Annotated in this window: 17 protein-coding genes; all 17 read left to right on the top strand. The window is 58.6% G+C overall.

Features of this window, described 5'->3' with window-relative positions; all coding sequences use genetic code 11:
* Positions 1 to 26: 26 nt before the first annotated feature.
* The 17 genes from mnmE (at position 27) to glmS (ending at position 17,707) form a co-directional block, all read left to right on the top strand.
* Positions 27 to 1,397 (top strand): tRNA uridine-5-carboxymethylaminomethyl(34) synthesis GTPase MnmE, encoded by a 1,371-nt coding sequence (gene mnmE, locus NTD82_RS25435; RefSeq protein ID WP_262130743.1) that lies wholly within the window; start codon positions 27 to 29, stop codon positions 1,395 to 1,397.
* Positions 1,398 to 1,915: 518 nt separating this feature from the next.
* Complete coding sequence (gene mnmG, locus NTD82_RS25430) at positions 1,916 to 3,808, top strand: tRNA uridine-5-carboxymethylaminomethyl(34) synthesis enzyme MnmG (RefSeq protein WP_110969851.1); 1,893 nt, start codon at positions 1,916 to 1,918, stop codon at positions 3,806 to 3,808.
* On the top strand, positions 3,805 to 4,449 hold the full coding sequence (rsmG, locus tag NTD82_RS25425) for a 16S rRNA (guanine(527)-N(7))-methyltransferase RsmG (RefSeq protein ID WP_095159120.1): 645 nt from the start codon (positions 3,805 to 3,807) through the stop codon (positions 4,447 to 4,449). Before mnmG ends, rsmG begins: the two co-directional genes overlap by 4 nt.
* Positions 4,450 to 4,467: 18 nt before the next feature.
* Positions 4,468 to 5,259, top strand: a complete 792-nt coding sequence (locus NTD82_RS25420) for a ParA family protein (RefSeq protein WP_095159121.1) — start codon at positions 4,468 to 4,470, stop codon at positions 5,257 to 5,259.
* A gap of 9 nt (positions 5,260 to 5,268) precedes the next feature.
* On the top strand, positions 5,269 to 6,141 hold the full coding sequence (locus NTD82_RS25415; protein WP_262130742.1) for a ParB/RepB/Spo0J family partition protein: 873 nt from the start codon (positions 5,269 to 5,271) through the stop codon (positions 6,139 to 6,141).
* Positions 6,142 to 6,290: 149 nt separating this feature from the next.
* Entirely contained in the window at positions 6,291 to 6,698 is a 408-nt protein-coding gene (locus NTD82_RS25410; RefSeq protein ID WP_262130741.1) for a F0F1 ATP synthase subunit I, read from the top strand.
* Positions 6,699 to 6,714: 16 nt separating this feature from the next.
* Positions 6,715 to 7,584, top strand: coding sequence for a F0F1 ATP synthase subunit A (gene atpB / locus NTD82_RS25405; protein ID WP_095159124.1), 870 nt, complete (start codon positions 6,715 to 6,717; stop codon positions 7,582 to 7,584).
* Positions 7,585 to 7,729: 145 nt separating this feature from the next.
* A complete protein-coding gene (gene atpE, locus NTD82_RS25400; protein ID WP_003097235.1) occupies positions 7,730 to 7,987 on the top strand; it encodes a F0F1 ATP synthase subunit C in 258 nt (85 codons plus the stop codon).
* 57 nt (positions 7,988 to 8,044) lie between these two features.
* Positions 8,045 to 8,515, top strand: a complete 471-nt coding sequence (locus NTD82_RS25395) for a F0F1 ATP synthase subunit B (protein ID WP_095159125.1) — start codon at positions 8,045 to 8,047, stop codon at positions 8,513 to 8,515.
* 12 nt (positions 8,516 to 8,527) lie between these two features.
* Entirely contained in the window at positions 8,528 to 9,064 is a 537-nt protein-coding gene (locus NTD82_RS25390; protein ID WP_095159126.1) for a F0F1 ATP synthase subunit delta, read from the top strand.
* Between the two features lie 21 nt (positions 9,065 to 9,085).
* Positions 9,086 to 10,630 carry a F0F1 ATP synthase subunit alpha gene (gene atpA / locus NTD82_RS25385; RefSeq protein ID WP_095159127.1) on the top strand — a complete coding sequence of 515 codons (1,545 nt, stop codon included), beginning with the start codon at positions 9,086 to 9,088 and terminating at the stop codon, positions 10,628 to 10,630.
* Between the two features lie 50 nt (positions 10,631 to 10,680).
* Complete coding sequence (gene atpG, locus NTD82_RS25380) at positions 10,681 to 11,541, top strand: F0F1 ATP synthase subunit gamma (protein ID WP_095159128.1); 861 nt, start codon at positions 10,681 to 10,683, stop codon at positions 11,539 to 11,541.
* A gap of 27 nt (positions 11,542 to 11,568) precedes the next feature.
* The gene (atpD, locus tag NTD82_RS25375; RefSeq protein WP_095159129.1) at positions 11,569 to 12,945 is read left to right on the top strand and encodes a F0F1 ATP synthase subunit beta; all 1,377 of its coding nucleotides are present in this window, start codon (positions 11,569 to 11,571) and stop codon (positions 12,943 to 12,945) included.
* A gap of 44 nt (positions 12,946 to 12,989) precedes the next feature.
* Positions 12,990 to 13,406 carry a F0F1 ATP synthase subunit epsilon gene (locus NTD82_RS25370; RefSeq protein WP_095159130.1) on the top strand — a complete coding sequence of 139 codons (417 nt, stop codon included), beginning with the start codon at positions 12,990 to 12,992 and terminating at the stop codon, positions 13,404 to 13,406.
* A gap of 123 nt (positions 13,407 to 13,529) precedes the next feature.
* Entirely contained in the window at positions 13,530 to 14,897 is a 1,368-nt protein-coding gene (gene glmU, locus NTD82_RS25365) for a bifunctional UDP-N-acetylglucosamine diphosphorylase/glucosamine-1-phosphate N-acetyltransferase GlmU (RefSeq protein ID WP_262130740.1), read from the top strand.
* A gap of 194 nt (positions 14,898 to 15,091) precedes the next feature.
* A complete protein-coding gene (locus tag NTD82_RS25360; RefSeq protein ID WP_262130739.1) occupies positions 15,092 to 15,868 on the top strand; it encodes a DeoR/GlpR family DNA-binding transcription regulator in 777 nt (258 codons plus the stop codon).
* A gap of 3 nt (positions 15,869 to 15,871) precedes the next feature.
* Positions 15,872 to 17,707, top strand: a complete 1,836-nt coding sequence (gene glmS, locus NTD82_RS25355; protein WP_175653095.1) for a glutamine--fructose-6-phosphate transaminase (isomerizing) — start codon at positions 15,872 to 15,874, stop codon at positions 17,705 to 17,707.
* The last annotated feature ends 19 nt before the right edge of the window (positions 17,708 to 17,726 follow it).

The following is a 17,726-nucleotide window of genomic DNA, read 5'->3' as shown; positions in this document are numbered from 1 at the left end:
ACGTTTTTGTTTCGAGGCCACCGACCATGAATTCCCGTCGTGAAACCATCACCGCCATCGCTACTGCCCAAGGCCGCGGCGGGGTGGGCATTGTGCGTATTTCCGGGCCTTTGGCCAGCCAGGCCGGCCAAGCGATCACTGGTCGTCAACTGAACCCGCGGCATGCTCATTACGGCCCGTTTCGCAGTGAAGACGGTCTGGTTCTCGACGAAGGCATCGCCTTGTTCTTCCCCGGGCCGAACTCGTTCACCGGCGAGGACGTGCTGGAGCTCCAGGGCCATGGCGGTCCGGTGGTACTGGATATGCTTCTGCAGCGCTGTGTACAACTGGGTTGCCGGCTGGCGCGCCCCGGAGAATTCAGTGAGCGCGCCTTTCTCAACGACAAGCTCGACCTGGCGCAGGCGGAAGCCATCGCCGACCTGATCGAGGCGAGTTCTGCACAGGCTGCTCGCAATGCATTGCGTTCGTTGCAGGGGGAATTCTCGCGCCGTGTGGATAACCTCACCGAGCGCCTGATCAGCCTGCGAATCTATGTGGAAGCCGCCATCGATTTTCCCGAGGAAGAAATCGACTTTCTCGCCGATGGCCATGTCCTCGGCATGCTCGATCAGGTCCGCGAAGATCTGGCCTTGGTAATGCGTGAAGCCGGGCAGGGCGCTTTGTTGCGCGATGGTATGACGGTTGTGATTGCCGGCCGGCCCAACGCGGGCAAGTCCAGTCTGCTGAACATGCTTGCCGGTCGCGAGGCGGCAATCGTTACCGAGATCGCCGGTACAACCCGGGATATCCTGCGCGAACATATCCACATCGACGGCATGCCGCTGCACGTTGTGGATACTGCAGGCCTGCGTGACACCGAGGACCATGTGGAAAAAATCGGTGTGGAGCGTGCGCTGAAGGCCATTGGAGAGGCCGATCGGGTGCTGTTGGTCGTGGACGCCACTGCTCCCGAGGCCTGCGACCCGTTTGCGTTATGGCCGGAGTTCCTCGATCAGCGGCCGCAGCCTGACAAAGTTACCCTGATTCGCAACAAGGCCGACCTCACGGGCGAGTCGATTGGCATCGAACAGTGTGCGGATGGCCACGCCACGATCACTCTCAGCGCCAAAGCGCCCGATATGGGCCTGGATCTGCTGCGCGAACACCTCAAAGCCTGCATGGGTTATGAACAGACCGCCGAAAGTGGCTTCAGCGCCCGCCGGCGTCATCTGGAGGCGTTGCGTCAGGCCAGCGCGAGTCTCGAACACGGTCGCGCGCAATTGACCCTGGCAGGCGCCGGGGAGCTGCTGGCGGAAGATTTGCGTCAGGCCCAGCAGTCTTTGGGTGAAATTACCGGGGCATTCAGCTCCGACGACCTCCTGGGTCGAATCTTCTCCAGCTTCTGCATCGGCAAATAAGTCTTCTTATCCACAGACCGGGTCGCATCTGACGGCCCGGCTGTAGCGTCTTTCTGCACCTTTCACTTATCCACTGACGAAGACTCCGGGCTTGCCTGGGGCTTTCGCCTGCCCGCTTGTCCACAAAATGCCGGAATAAGCCCTGTGGAAAACCCGCCTTCAGCTCCGTTGATAACTAGGCCTCAAGGCTGGAGATAAATTCGCCTGTGGGTAAATAGCAGTTTAATCCACAGGCTTAAGGCGCTTATCCATAGCCCCCAGGGGTGGTGATGAACAGGGTTTTGAAACGCTGTACATATTGATCTATATGGGCTGTAGAACGTTATCCACAGATATGTGCTGCACTAAGAATAAACATAAAAACAAAGCTTTTATAAAGTTTTCTTCGTTATTTCTATTGCCGGCCATTCATCCACAGGCTGGTTAAATTTTGTGCAAAAGGTTCCTTTAGGAGGGGGTAAGTCCCTATACTTGCCAGCTATCCCTTTTTTATTCCCGAAACAGGCACGAGGTGCGTGGTGGATTTCCCTTCCCGTTTTGAAGTGATCGTCATCGGCGGCGGCCATGCCGGTACCGAGGCTGCGCTTGCGTCAGCACGTATGGGTGTCAAAACCCTGCTGCTGACCCACAACGTGGAAACCCTCGGGCACATGAGCTGCAACCCGGCTATCGGTGGTATTGGCAAGAGCCACCTGGTCAAGGAAATCGATGCGCTCGGTGGTGCCATGGCACTGGCCACAGACAAGAGCGGCATCCAGTTCCGCGTTCTGAACAACCGCAAGGGCCCGGCCGTACGGGCAACCCGTGCGCAAGCCGACCGCGCGATCTACAAGGCGGTGGTCCGGGAGATTCTCGAGAACCAGCCCAACCTGTGGATATTCCAGCAGTCCTGCGATGACCTCATCGTCGAGCAGGATCAGGTGCGCGGCGTTGTGACCCAGATGGGTCTGCGGTTCTTCGCCGACTCCGTGGTATTGACCACCGGCACCTTCCTCGCGGGACTTATCCACATCGGTCTGCAGAACTATTCCGGTGGTCGGGCCGGTGATCCGCCAGCGATCGCCCTGGCCCATCGCTTACGTGAATTACCGTTACGCGTGGGTCGCCTGAAAACCGGTACTCCACCGCGCATCGATGGACGTTCTGTGGATTTCTCGGTGATGACCGAACAGGCAGGTGATACCCCGATCCCGGTGATGTCGTTCATGGGCTCGAAGGAAATGCACCCGCGGCAGGTCAGTTGCTGGATTACCCACACCAATGAGCGGACCCACGAAATCATCGCGTCCAACCTCGACCGCTCGCCGATGTATTCCGGCGTCATCGAGGGCATTGGTCCGCGCTACTGCCCATCGATCGAAGACAAGATCCATCGGTTCGCTGACAAGCAGAGCCATCAGGTCTTCATCGAACCCGAAGGCCTCAACACCCACGAGCTGTATCCGAACGGGATATCCACATCCCTGCCGTTCGATGTGCAGTTGCAGATCGTGCGTTCGATCCGCGGTATGGAGAACGCGCACATCGTTCGCCCGGGCTACGCCATCGAGTACGACTACTTCGATCCGCGCGACCTGAAATACAGCCTGGAAACCAAAGTGATCGGCGGGCTGTTCTTTGCCGGGCAGATCAATGGCACCACGGGCTACGAAGAGGCCGGAGCCCAAGGATTGCTGGCCGGCGCCAACGCGGCGTTGCGTGCGAAAGGCCTGGAAAGCTGGTGCCCGCGCCGCGACGAAGCCTACATCGGCGTATTGGTCGACGACCTGATTACCCTGGGTACCCAGGAGCCGTACCGCATGTTCACCTCTCGCGCCGAGTACCGCCTGATCCTGCGCGAAGACAACGCGGATCTGCGCCTTACCGAAAAAGGCCGCGAACTTGGGCTCGTGGATGACGCACGCTGGGCGGCGTTCACTGCCAAGCGCGAAGGCATCGAGCGTGAAGAACAGCGTCTGAAATCCACCTGGATACGCCCGGGTACCGAGCAGGGCACCGCCGTTGCCGAACGATTCGGCACCCCGCTGAGCCACGAGTACAACCTGCTCAACCTGTTGAGCCGCCCGGAAATCGACTATGCCGGCCTCGTGGAAGTGACCGGTGGCAGCGATGTGGATGACCAGGTTGCTGAGCAAATCGAGATCAAAACCAAATACGCCGGTTACATCGACCGGCAACAGGAAGAAATCGCTCGCCTGCGTGCCAGCGAAGACACCCGCCTGCCGGAAGATATCGACTACAGTGGTATTTCCGGGCTATCCAAGGAGATCCAGGGCAAGCTCGGCCAGTCGCGGCCGGAAACCCTGGGCCAGGCTTCGCGTATCCCGGGCGTGACCCCCGCGGCGATTTCCCTGTTGTTGATCCATCTGAAGAAACGCGGCGCTGGCCGCGGTCTGGAGCAAAGCGCTTGAGTTCTATGGTCACCGCAAAACACGCCGATGAGTTGTCCACAGGGGCCCGCCAACTCGGGCTCGAGCTGAGCGAGGCGCAGCAGGAGCAACTGCTGGCCTATCTGGCTTTGTTGATCAAATGGAACAAGGCTTACAACCTCACCGCAGTACGCGATCCGGATGAGATGGTGTCTCGCCATCTGCTCGACAGCCTCAGCGTGATGTCGTTTATCCACAGCGACCGCTGGCTGGACGTTGGCAGTGGTGGGGGAATGCCGGGGATTCCGTTGGCTATCCTGCATCCGGAGAAGCAGGTCACGGTGCTGGACAGCAATGGCAAGAAAACCCGCTTCCTCACCCAGGTGAAACTGGAGCTGAAGCTGGACAACCTGACAGTTATCCACAAGCGGGCCGAAGAGTTCCAACCTGAGCAGCCATTCACCGGGATCATCTCGCGTGCTTTCAGCAGCATGGAAAATTTCACTAACTGGACGCGGCACCTGGGGGATTCCCAGACACAGTGGCTGGCAATGAAAGGACTGCATCCAGCCGATGAGCTGGTAGCATTGCCGGCAGATTTCGAAGTGGAGAGCGAGCAGGCCTTGACCGTTCCAGGTTGCCAAGGCCAACGCCATCTGCTGATACTGCGCCGCACGGCATGACTGGGAACACAAGCAAGAATGGCTAAGGTATTCGCGATTGCGAACCAAAAAGGGGGCGTGGGTAAAACCACCACCTGTATCAATCTCGCGGCCTCGCTGGTAGCAACCAAGCGTCGCGTGCTGCTGATTGACCTCGATCCACAAGGCAACGCCACCATGGGTAGCGGTGTGGATAAACATGTCCTGGAACATTCGGTCTACGATCTGCTGATCGGCGAGTGCGACCTGGCCCAGGCCATGCACATCTCCGAGCACGGTGGTTATCAACTGCTGCCGGCCAACCGTGACCTGACCGCCGCCGAGGTGGTGCTGCTGGAAATGCAGATGAAGGAAAGCCGTTTGCGCAATGCGCTGGCGCCTATCCGGGAAAGCTACGACTACATCCTCATCGACTGTCCGCCATCGCTGTCGATGCTGACCCTGAATGCCTTGGTCGCCGCCGATGGCGTGATCATTCCGATGCAGTGTGAATACTATGCACTGGAAGGTCTCAGCGACCTTGTGGATAACATCAAGCGCATCGCTGCCCGCCTCAATCCCGAGCTCAAGATCGAAGGCCTGCTGCGGACGATGTACGACCCGCGCCTGAGCCTGAACAACGATGTTTCGGTGCAGCTCAAGGAGCATTTCGGCGAGCAGCTCTACGACACGGTCATTCCTCGCAACATTCGCCTGGCGGAGGCTCCGAGCTTTGGCATGCCGGCGTTGGCCTACGACAAGCAATCCCGAGGCGCCCTGGCTTACCTGGCCCTGGCGGGCGAACTCGTTCGTCGCCAGCGTCGTCAAACTCGCACTGCACAGACAACTTAAGGAATCCGCATGGCCGTTAAGAAACGAGGTCTCGGACGTGGGTTGGATGCACTGTTGAGTGGTCCGACCGTCAGCGCGCTTGAAGAGCAAGCTGTAAAGGTCGACAAGAGAGAACTGCAACACCTACCGCTGGACCTTATCCAGCGGGGCAAGTACCAGCCGCGCCGGGACATGGACCCGCAGGCGCTTGAAGAACTGGCCCAGTCGATCAGAGGCCAGGGCGTCATGCAGCCGATCGTGGTCCGCCCTATCGAGGGTGATCGCTACGAAATCATCGCCGGTGAGCGGCGCTGGCGTGCCAGCCAGCAGGCCGGGCTCGACACTATCCCGGCGATGGTGCGCGATGTGCCGGATGAAGCTGCCATTGCGATGGCGCTGATCGAGAACATCCAGCGTGAAGATCTCAACCCGGTTGAGGAAGCGAATGCGCTGCAACGTCTGCAGACCGAATTCCAGCTGACTCAGCAACAGGTTGCCGATGCCGTGGGCAAGTCGCGGGTCACCGTGGCCAACCTGCTGCGTCTGATCTCCTTGCCGGAAGTCATCAAGACCATGTTGTCCCATGGCGATCTGGAAATGGGGCACGCACGTGCACTGCTCGGATTACCGGAAGAACAGCAGGTTGAAGGGGCGCGACACGTTGTCGCACGCGGGCTGACGGTACGTCAGACCGAAGCGCTGGTTCGCCAGTGGCTCAGTGGCAAACCTGAGCCTGTGGAACCAGCCAAGGCCGATCCGGATATAACCCGTCTGGAACAACGGCTGGCCGAGCGTTTAGGGTCTTCTGTACAGATACGTCATGGCAATAAAGGCAAGGGCCAATTAGTTATTAAGTACAACTCCCTGGATGAGTTGCAGGGCGTCCTTGCTCACATCCGCTGAAACAATTCCCTTTGTAGCGCGTAGTCGGAAATCACTACCCGGCAGTTGAATAGGGGTTAAACCGCCCCTATACTCTGCGCGCATTTTGTCGGCACAAATTATGCCAAGTCATAGTTGACTGGTTGGCCGACTTCAGGGGAGCAGTTTTGATGGAAACCCGCACGCCAAACCGCTTGCCTTTCCATCGCTGGGCGGTTTTCCCGGTACTGCTGGCCCAATGTGTCGTGTTTCTGTTGGCAGCTTTGGCTTTGTGGCAGTGGCGCGGGACAGTCAGCGGATATTCAGGCCTCTGTGGAGGTCTGATCGCCTGGCTACCGAATGTGTATTTCGCCTATAAGGCTTTCCGGTTTATCGGGGCCCGGGCAGCGCAAGCCATCGTCAAGTCGTTTTACGCAGGCGAGGCAGGCAAATTGATTTTGACGGCGGTGCTGTTCGCACTGACGTTCGCAGGAGTGAAGCCATTGGCGCCATTAGCAGTATTCGGCGTCTTCTTGCTGACCCAACTGGTCAGCTGGTTCGCGCCCCTGCTGATGAAAACAAGACTTTCGAGACCTTAGGGCGTTTGAGGCAAACATGGCAGCAGAAACCGCTTCGGGCTATATCCAGCACCACTTGCAGAACCTGACCTTCGGTCAACTACCAGATGGCGGTTGGGGCTTTGCCCATTCCGCAGCAGAAGCCAAGGCAATGGGCTTCTGGGCGTTCCATGCGGACACCCTGGGTTGGTCGTTCGGTCTGGGCCTGATCTTCATTCTTCTTTTCCGCGCCGCGGCGAAAAAAGCAACCTCCGGCCTGCCCGGCGGCCTGCAGAACTTCGTTGAAGTGCTGGTCGAGTTCGTCAACGGCAGCGTGAAGGACTCCTTCCACGGCCGCAGCCCGGTCATCGCACCGCTGGCACTGACCATCTTCGTCTGGGTCTTCATGATGAACGCCGTCGACCTGATTCCGGTCGACTGGATTCCTCAGCTGGCGATCATGATCTCGGGTGATCCGCACATTCCGTTCCGTGCCGTATCCACCACCGACCCGAACGCCACGCTGGCCATGGCAATCTGTGTGTTCGCGCTGATCATTTTCTACAGCATCAAGGTCAAGGGCCTGGGCGGCTTCCTCGGTGAACTGACCCTGCACCCGTTCGGTAGCAAGAACATCTTCGTGCAGATCCTGCTGATTCCGGTCAACTTCCTGCTCGAGTTCGTGACCCTGATCGCCAAGCCGATCTCGCTGGCTCTGCGTCTGTTCGGCAACATGTACGCCGGCGAGCTGGTGTTCATCCTGATTGCCGTGATGTTCGGCTCCGGCCTGCTGTGGCTGAGCGGTCTGGGTATCGTGCTGCAATGGGCGTGGGCTGTGTTCCACATCCTGATCATCACGCTGCAAGCATTCATCTTCATGATGCTCACCATCGTCTACCTTTCGATGGCGCACGAAGATAACCATTAAGACCGCCTGGCGTGTCTGATGATCCTCCCGTCGGTACGAGGGAGGGTCGAAAAAGTCCGCAAGGGCACCGTTGTACCAAACGATTTTGTTTTACCGCTTCAAACTAAAAAACCTAACCAATACGACGTAAAAGTCGGGAGGAAAGATGGAAACTGTAGTTGGTCTTACCGCTATCGCTGTTGCTCTGCTGATCGGCCTGGGTGCTCTGGGTACCGCCATTGGTTTCGGCCTGCTGGGCGGCAAGTTCCTGGAAGGCGCTGCTCGCCAGCCAGAGATGGTTCCAATGCTCCAAGTTAAAATGTTCATCGTTGCCGGTCTGCTCGACGCCGTAACCATGATCGGTGTTGGTATCGCACTGTTCTTCACCTTCGCGAACCCCTTCGTTGGTCAAATCGCAGGCTAATCACTCGATCATTCGAGTGGATTGGTGTGATAGACGAAGAACGAGCGAGGTGTTGGCGTGAATATTAATGCAACCCTGATTGGTCAGTCCCTTGCGTTCTTGATTTTCGTGGTGTTCTGCATGAAGTTTGTATGGCCTCCGGTCATTGCAGCTCTGCAAGAACGTCAAAAGAAGATCGCGGACGGACTGGACGCTGCCAACCGAGCAGCTCGCGACCTGGAGCTGGCCCAAGATAAAGCGGGTCAGCAACTGCGCGAAGCTAAAGCTCAGGCAGCCGAAATCATTGAGCAAGCCAAGAAGCGCGGTGCTCAGATCGTCGAGGAAGCCCGTGATCAGGCCCGCGTCGAAGCTGACCGTGTGAAGGCTCAGGCTCAGGCCGAGATCGAACAGGAAATTAACAGCGTCAAAGACGCGCTGCGCGCCCAAGTGGGTAGCCTGGCCGTTAACGGTGCTGAAAAGATCCTTGGCGCCACAATCGATCAAAACGCGCATGCGGAGCTGGTTAACAAACTGGCCGCTGAAATTTAAGCGAGGGCGATCATGGCAGAACTGACCACGTTGGCCCGACCTTACGCTAAGGCTGCCTTTGAGCACGCCCAGGCCCATCAGCAACTGGCCAATTGGTCAGCCATGCTCGGCCTGGCTGCTGCAGTGTCGGAAGACGGCACAATGCAGCGCCTGCTCAAGGCCCCGCGACTGACGAGCGCAGAAAAGGCCGCCGCATTCATTAATGTCTGCGGTGACAAGTTTGATGCACAGGCACAGAATTTCATTCATGTTGCCGCGGAAAACGATCGTCTCCTGCTGTTGCCGGAGATTTCGTCGTTGTTCGAGCTGTACAAGGCCGAACAAGAGAAATCCGTGGACGTGGAAGTCACCAGTGCTTTTGCGTTGAACCAAGAACAGCAAGACAAACTCGCCAAGGTTCTCAGTGCACGGCTCAGCCGGGAAGTGCGCCTGCATGCGACGGAGGATGCCTCCCTTATCGGTGGTGTCGTGATCCGCGCAGGTGACCTGGTAATCGATGGCTCGGTTCGCGGCAAAATCGCGAAACTGGCCGAAGCATTGAAATCTTGAGTTTGAAGGGGCAGCAGAGCAATGCAGCAACTCAATCCTTCCGAAATTAGTGAAATCATCAAGGGCCGCATCGAGAATCTCGATGTAGCCTCCCAAGCCCGCAACGAAGGTACTGTCGTCAGCGTTTCTGACGGCATCGTGCGGATTCACGGTCTGGCCGACGTTATGTACGGCGAAATGATCGAGTTTCCAGGCGGCGTCTACGGTATGGCCCTCAACCTGGAGCAAGACTCCGTTGGTGCGGTAGTACTGGGCGCTTACGACACCCTCGCTGAAGGCATGAGCGCCAAGTGCACCGGCCGCATCCTGGAAGTTCCTGTTGGTAAGGAACTGCTGGGTCGCGTCGTTGACGCACTGGGCAACCCAATTGACGGCAAAGGCCCGCTGGGCAACACCGAGACCGACGCGGTCGAGAAAGTTGCTCCGGGCGTTATCTGGCGTAAGTCGGTAGACCAGCCTGTACAGACTGGCTACAAATCCGTCGACGCCATGATTCCTGTCGGCCGTGGCCAGCGCGAGCTGATCATCGGTGACCGTCAGATCGGTAAGACCGCCATGGCGATCGACGCCATCATCAACCAGAAAGACTCCGGTATTTTCTGCGTTTATGTTGCCGTTGGCCAAAAGCGTTCCACCGTTGCCAACATCGTTCGCAAGCTGGAAGAAAACGGCGCCCTGGCCAACACCATCGTGGTGGTTGCCAGTGCTTCGGAATCCGCCGCACTGCAATTCCTGGCGCCATACGCCGGTTGCACCATGGGCGAGTTCTTCCGCGACCGCGGTGAAGACGCACTGATCGTTTACGACGACCTGTCCAAGCAAGCCGTTGCCTACCGTCAGATCTCCCTGCTGCTGCGCCGTCCACCAGGACGTGAAGCGTACCCAGGTGACGTGTTCTATCTCCACTCCCGTCTGCTGGAGCGTGCTTCGCGCGTTTCCGAAGAGTACGTCGAGAAGTTCACCAACGGCGCTGTAACTGGCAAGACCGGTTCCCTGACCGCACTGCCGATCATCGAAACCCAGGCTGGCGACGTTTCCGCGTTCGTTCCGACCAACGTGATTTCCATCACCGACGGTCAGATCTTCCTGGAATCGGCCATGTTCAACTCGGGCATCCGCCCTGCAGTTAACGCCGGTGTTTCGGTATCCCGTGTGGGTGGTGCCGCTCAGACCAAGATCATCAAGAAGCTGTCCGGTGGCATCCGTACCGCTCTGGCTCAGTACCGTGAACTGGCGGCATTCGCCCAGTTCGCCTCTGACCTGGACGAAGCTACCCGTAAGCAACTCGAGCACGGTCAACGTGTTACCGAGCTGATGAAGCAGAAGCAATACGCTCCTATGTCCATTGCTGACATGGCGCTGTCGCTGTATGCCGCTGAGCGTGGGTTCCTGACCGACGTTGAAATCGCCAAGATCGGTAGCTTCGAACAAGCCCTGATCGCTTACTTCAACCGTGATCACGCCGAACTGATGGCGAAGATCAACGTGAAGGGTGACTTCAACGACGAAATCGACGCTGGCATCAAAGCCGGTATCGAGAAGTTCAAGGCCACCCAAACCTGGTAAGCCGCAGCGGGGGCTTTGCAGCCCCCGCTTGCTAACCTGATAGGTGTTACATGGCAGGCGCAAAAGAGATTCGCAGTAAGATTGCGAGCATCAAAAGCACGCAAAAAATTACCAGCGCCATGGAAAAAGTGGCGGTCAGCAAAATGCGCAAGGCTCAAATGCGCATGGCTGCTAGCCGTCCTTACGCGGAGCGCATCCGCCAGGTGATTGGTCATCTGGCCAACGCCAACCCGGAATACCGCCACCCGTTCATGATCGATCGCCCTGTAAAGCGCGCCGGTTATGTCGTAGTGAGCAGTGACCGTGGTCTGTGCGGCGGCTTGAACACCAACCTGTTCAAGGCCCTGGTCAAGGACATGGCGGTAAACCGCGAACAAGGCGTCGAGATCGATCTGTGCGTGGTCGGCAGCAAGGGTGCAGCATTCTTCCGTAGCTTCGGCGGTAACGTTGTTGCTGCGATCAGCCACCTGGGCGAAGAGCCGTCGATCAACGATCTGATCGGTAGCGTCAAAGTCATGCTGGACGCTTACCTGGACGGCCGTATCGATCGTCTGTCCGTGGTATCGAACAAGTTCATCAATACCATGACGCAACAGCCAACGGTCGAGCAGTTGATTCCGTTGGTGGCAACCCCGGATCAAGAACTCAAGCACCACTGGGACTACCTCTACGAACCTGACGCCAAAGAGCTGCTGGACGGCTTGATGGTGCGTTACGTGGAGTCGCAGGTCTACCAGGCGGTGGTCGAGAACAACGCGGCTGAACAAGCTGCCCGGATGATCGCGATGAAGAACGCCACCGACAACGCCGGTGACCTGATCAGCGAATTGCAGCTGATCTACAACAAGGCGCGTCAGGCTGCGATCACCCAAGAGATCTCGGAAATCGTCGGCGGCGCTGCCGCGGTTTAACGGTTCAAATATTCAGAGGATCCAGCTATGAGTAGCGGACGTATCGTTCAAATCATCGGCGCCGTCATCGACGTGGAATTCCCACGTGACAGCGTTCCGAGTGTGTATAACGCACTGAAAGTACAAGGCGCAGAAACCACCCTGGAAGTTCAGCAGCAGCTGGGCGACGGCGTGGTTCGTACCATTGCGATGGGTTCGACCGAAGGCTTGAAGCGCGGTCTGGACGTTATCGACACCAAGGCAGCCATCTCCGTACCGGTCGGTAAAGCGACCCTGGGCCGGATCATGGACGTCCTGGGCAACCCGATCGACGAAGCTGGTCCGATCGGCGAAGAAGAGCGTTGGGGCATTCACCGTCCTGCGCCTTCCTTCGCTGACCAGGCAGGCGGCAACGACCTGCTGGAAACTGGCATCAAGGTTATCGACCTGGTTTGCCCGTTCGCCAAGGGTGGTAAGGTTGGTCTGTTCGGTGGTGCCGGTGTAGGCAAAACCGTAAACATGATGGAACTGATCCGTAACATCGCCATCGAGCACAGCGGATATTCCGTGTTCGCCGGTGTGGGTGAGCGTACTCGTGAGGGTAACGACTTCTACCACGAGATGAAGGACTCCAACGTTCTCGACAAAGTAGCCTTGGTCTACGGTCAGATGAACGAGCCACCAGGAAACCGTCTGCGCGTAGCGCTGACCGGCCTGACCATGGCTGAGAAGTTCCGTGACGAAGGTAACGACGTTCTGCTGTTCGTCGACAACATCTATCGTTACACCCTGGCCGGTACTGAAGTATCCGCACTGCTGGGCCGTATGCCTTCCGCAGTAGGTTACCAGCCGACCCTGGCTGAAGAGATGGGCGTTCTGCAAGAACGTATCACTTCGACCAAGGAAGGTTCGATCACCTCGATCCAAGCGGTATACGTACCTGCGGACGACTTGACCGACCCGTCGCCAGCGACCACCTTCGCCCACTTGGACGCCACCGTCGTACTGTCCCGTGACATCGCTTCCCTGGGTATCTACCCAGCGGTCGATCCACTGGACTCGACTTCGCGCCAACTGGACCCGAACGTCATCGGCAACGAGCACTACGACACCGCCCGCGGCGTCCAGTACGTGCTGCAGCGCTACAAAGAGCTGAAAGACATCATCGCGATCCTGGGTATGGACGAACTGTCCGAAACCGACAAGCAGCTGGTATCCCGTGCTCGTAAGATCCAGCGCTTCCTGTCCCAGCCGTTCTTCGTGGCAGAAGTCTTCACTGGTTCCCCAGGTAAATACGTTTCCCTGAAAGACACCATTGCTGGCTTCAGCGGCATCCTCAAAGGTGACTACGACCACCTGCCAGAACAAGCGTTCTACATGGTCGGCAGCATCGAAGAAGCGGTCGAGAAAGCCAAGAAACTGTAATCCCGGCGCCCCGAAAGGGGCGCTAATCAGGTCGAGGCAAGCAAATGGCTATGACAGTCCATTGCGATATCGTCAGCGCGGAAGGAGAAATCTTCTCCGGTCTGGTCGAGATGGTGGTTGCGCACGGTAACCTGGGTGATCTTGGTATCGCTCCAGGCCACGCGCCGCTGATCACCAATCTCAAGCCGGGTCCGATCACGCTGACCAAGCAGGGCGGCTCCCAGGAAGTGTTCTACATCTCTGGTGGCTTCCTTGAGGTCCAGCCGAACATGGTCAAGGTTCTCGCCGACACCGTGCAACGCGCTGCAGACCTGGATGAAGCTCAGGCGCAGGAAGCCCTCAAGGCTGCCGAAAATGCCCTGAACAGCAAAGGCGCGGATTTCGATTACAGCGCCGCTGCTGCACGTCTGGCCGAGGCCGCAGCCCAGCTGCGTACCGTCCAGCAAATGCGCAAGAAGTAATACGGCGCTTGCCGATCACTTCTGACGCAATTGAGTTAAAGGGTAGCCTCGGCTACCCTTTTTCTTTTTCCGAATTCTTCCCCCCGGTCACATCGCTGATCACCCAGGATTGGTAGCCAGTCAATGTCTCTCGATATCGTTATTCTCGCCGCAGGCCAAGGGACTCGCATGCGTTCCGCATTGCCGAAGGTGCTGCACCCGGTCGCCGGCAACTCCATGCTTGGCCACGTTATCCACAGCGCGCGCCAGTTGCAGCCGCAGGGCATCCACGTCGTCATCGGTCATGGTGCAGAGCTGGTCCGTGAGCGCCTCGCCGCGGAGGATCTGAATTTCGTTCTCCAGGATAAACAACTGGGCACTGGCCATGCGGTCGCTCAGGCACTGCCGGCGTTGAGTGCCGACACCGTGTTGATTCTGTACGGTGACGTGCCGCTGATCGAAGTGGAAACCCTCAATCGCCTGCTGGCGAAGGTCAACGAGCAGCAACTCGGCTTGCTGACCGTCACCCTGCAGGACCCGACCGGCTATGGTCGCATCGTGCGCGACGCCGAAGGGAAGGTCGCGGCGATTGTCGAGCACAAGGATGCCAGCGAGGCGCAGAAAGCCATTCGCGAAGGCAACACCGGTATTCTCGCCGTCCCGGGCGCTCGCCTGACCGAGTGGCTGGGCCGCCTGTCCAACGACAATGCCCAGGGCGAGTACTACCTGACCGATGTGATCGCCATGGCCGTAGCCGATGGCCTGGTGGTCGCTACCGAGCAGCCGCTGGACCCGATGGAAGTGCAGGGCGCCAATGATCGTCGGCAACTGGCCGAGCTGGAGCGTCATTACCAGTTCCGCGAAGCTCGCCGCCTGATGGCCCTTGGCGTGACCCTGCGTGACCCGGCGCGTTTCGATGTGCGCGGTGAAGTCAGTGTCGGCCGCGATGTACTCATCGATATCAACGTGGTTCTGGAAGGCCGCGTGGTAATCGAAGATGACGTCCAGATCGGACCGAATTGCGTGATCAAGAACAGCACCCTGCGCAAGGGCGTCGTCATCAAGGCGAACAGCCATATAGAAGGCGCCGTGCTGGGTGAGGGCAGCGATGCCGGCCCGTTCGCACGTCTGCGTCCCGGCACCGTGCTGGAAGCCCGTGCCCATGTGGGTAACTTTGTCGAACTGAAGAACGCTCATATGGGCGAGGGCGCCAAGGCTGGTCACCTGACTTACCTGGGTGACGCGGAAATCGGTGCCCGTACCAACATCGGCGCCGGCACCATCACCTGCAACTATGATGGTGCCAACAAGTTCAAGACCGTGCTGGGCGAGGATGTGTTCATCGGTTCGAACAACTCGCTGGTTGCCCCTGTGGATATCAAGGACGGCGCGACTACCGCTGCCGGTTCGACCATCACCCAGAACGTAGAGCCTTCGCAGCTGGCGGTGGGCCGGGCTCGTCAGAAAAATATCGATGGCTGGAAGCGGCCGGAGAAGCTCAAGAAGAGCTGAGTTATTCACAGCTGAATAGAAGGCCGACGTGCATTGTGCATAAGTCGGCCTTTTTCATTTCAGGCGCACCCTGTGGATAATCGGCCCTGCCAATAATGTTATCCACATCACTTTTTTCAACATCTGCCTTGACCAAAACAGTGCATTAGGTTTTGATTGGCACCGCTATCTTTCGAAACGAAACTTACCAGCCAATGTCGAAACGAAATACGCCCCAACGCCGACACAACATCCTCGCTTTGCTCAATGAAAAGGGCGAGGTGAGTGTGGATGAGCTGGCCAAGCGTTTCGAAACTTCCGAAGTCACCATTCGCAAGGATCTGGCGGCGCTCGAAACCAACGGTCTGCTGCTGCGTCGCTATGGCGGCGCGGTGACCATGCCGCAAGAGCTGATTGCCGATCAGACCCAACCCGTCTCCCTGTATAAGCAGGCCATCGCCCGTGCTGCGGTGGCGCGAATTCGTGAGCATGCGCGGATCATCATCGACAGTGGCAGCACCACCGCGGCGATGATTCCTGAACTGGGTCTCCAGCCCGGTCTGGTGGTGATGACCAATTCCCTGAATGTGGCCCGCGCACTGAGCGAGCTTGAGCATGAGCCGGTGCTGTTGATGACCGGCGGCACCTGGGATCCGCACTCCGAGTCGTTCCAGGGCCAGGTTGCCGAGCAGGTACTACGTTCCTACGACTTCGACCAGTTGTTTATCGGCGCCGATGGCATCGATCTTGTCCGTGGCACCACCACGTTCAATGAGTTGCTGGGGCTGAGCCGGGTCATGGCCGAGGTCGCCCGGGAAGTGATTGTGATGGTCGAGTCGGACAAGGTCGGGCGCAAGATTCCCAACCTTGAGCTGCCGTGGAGCAGCGTGAACACCCTTATTACAGATGAACGCCTGCCCGATGAGGCTCGCGAACATATTGAAGCCCGTGGCATAAACGTGATTTGTGCCGCTATCAGCCAGGAGCATTAATTTATGTGTGGAATTGTTGGCGCCGTCGCCGAACGCAATATCACCGCCATTCTGATTGAAGGCCTGAAACGTCTCGAGTACCGCGGCTATGACAGCGCAGGTCTTGCCGTCTTCACCCAGCAAGGAACCCTCGAACGTCGCCGCCGTATCGGCAAGGTCAGCGAACTGCAGGCTGCCGTCGCCGCCGAGCCGCTGGTTGGCCAGCTGGGCATTGCCCACACCCGTTGGGCCACCCATGGCGCACCGACCGAACACAATGCCCACCCGCATTTCTCCGGGCATGAGCTGGCGGTGGTGCACAACGGCATCATCGAGAACCACGAAGCCCTGCGCGAGCAGCTCAAAGCACTCGGTTACGTGTTCAGTTCCGAAACCGATACCGAAGTGATCGTGCACCTGCTGCACCACACCCTGAAAACCATCCCGGACCTGACCGATGCGCTCAAGGCCACGGTCAAGCAGTTGCACGGTGCTTATGGCCTGGCGGTGATCAGCGCCAAACAGCCTGACCGTCTGCTGGCCGCCCGCAGTGGCAGCCCGCTGGTGATTGGCCTGGGCCTTGGCGAAAACTTCCTGGCGTCTGACCAACTGGCGCTGCGTCAGGTAACCGATCGTTTCATGTACCTGGAAGAAGGCGATATCGCCGAGATCCGTCGTGAGCAGGTGAGCATCTGGGACGCCAGCGGCGCGCCAGTGCAACGTGAAACCGTGCAATACCACGAAGGTGCGGAAGCCGCGGACAAGGGCGAATACCGCCACTTCATGCTCAAGGAAATCCATGAGCAGCCTGCCGTCGTCCAGCGCACCCTGGAAGGCCGTCTGGGTAGCGACCACGTGCTGGTTCAGGCGTTTGGTCCGAAAGCTGCCGAGCTGTTCGCCAAAGTGCGCAACGTACAAATCGTCGCCTGCGGCACCAGCTACCACGCCGGTATGGTCGCCCGATACTGGCTGGAAGAGCTGGCCGGCATCCCGTGTCAGGTCGAAGTGGCCAGCGAGTTCCGCTACCGCAAGGTGGTGGTGCAGCCTGACACCCTGTTCGTATCGATTTCCCAGTCTGGCGAAACTGCCGACACCCTGGCTGCCCTGCGCAACGCCAAGGAGCTGGGCTTCCTCGGCAGCCTGGCCATCTGCAACGTCGGCATCAGCTCCCTGGTGCGCGAATCGGACCTGACCCTGCTGACCCTGGCCGGCCCGGAAATCGGCGTGGCCTCCACCAAGGCCTTCACCACCCAACTGGTTTCGCTGATGCTGCTGACCCTGTCCCTGGGCCAGGTGCGTGGCACCTTGGCGGCGGGTGTAGAGGCTGAGCTGGTCGAGCAACTGCGTCGCCTGCCGGTTCGCCTTGGCGAGGCGCTGGCGATGGACGCCACTGTAGAGAAAATCTCCGAGCTGTTCGCCGACAAGCACCACACCCTGTTCCTCGGTCGTGGCGCGCAATTCCCGGTGGCGATGGAAGGAGCGCTCAAGCTCAAGGAGATTTCCTACATCCACGCCGAAGCCTATCCGGCCGGTGAGCTCAAGCACGGTCCGTTGGCCCTTGTGGATAACGACATGCCAGTCGTTACCGTGGCGCCTAACAACGAACTGTTGGAGAAGCTCAAGTCCAACCTGCAGGAAGTGCGCGCTCGTGGTGGTCAGTTGGTCGTGTTCGCTGACGAGCAGGCCGGCATGAGCAATGGCGAAGGCACCCACGTCATCGCCATGCCGCACATCGCCGATGCGCTGGCGCCGATCCTCTACACCATCCCGCTGCAGTTGCTGTCGTACTACGTCGCCGTGCTCAAGGGCACCGACGTCGACCAGCCGCGCAACCTGGCCAAGTCGGTTACGGTTGAGTAAGCGAAAGCACGTGTAATAT

The organism is Pseudomonas sp. 5P_5.1_Bac1, assembly GCF_025466015.1.
Classification (GTDB): domain Bacteria; phylum Pseudomonadota; class Gammaproteobacteria; order Pseudomonadales; family Pseudomonadaceae; genus Aquipseudomonas.
The sequence above is the reverse complement of the archived record's forward strand: the minus strand, read 5'-3'. Positions and strand labels throughout refer to the sequence as shown.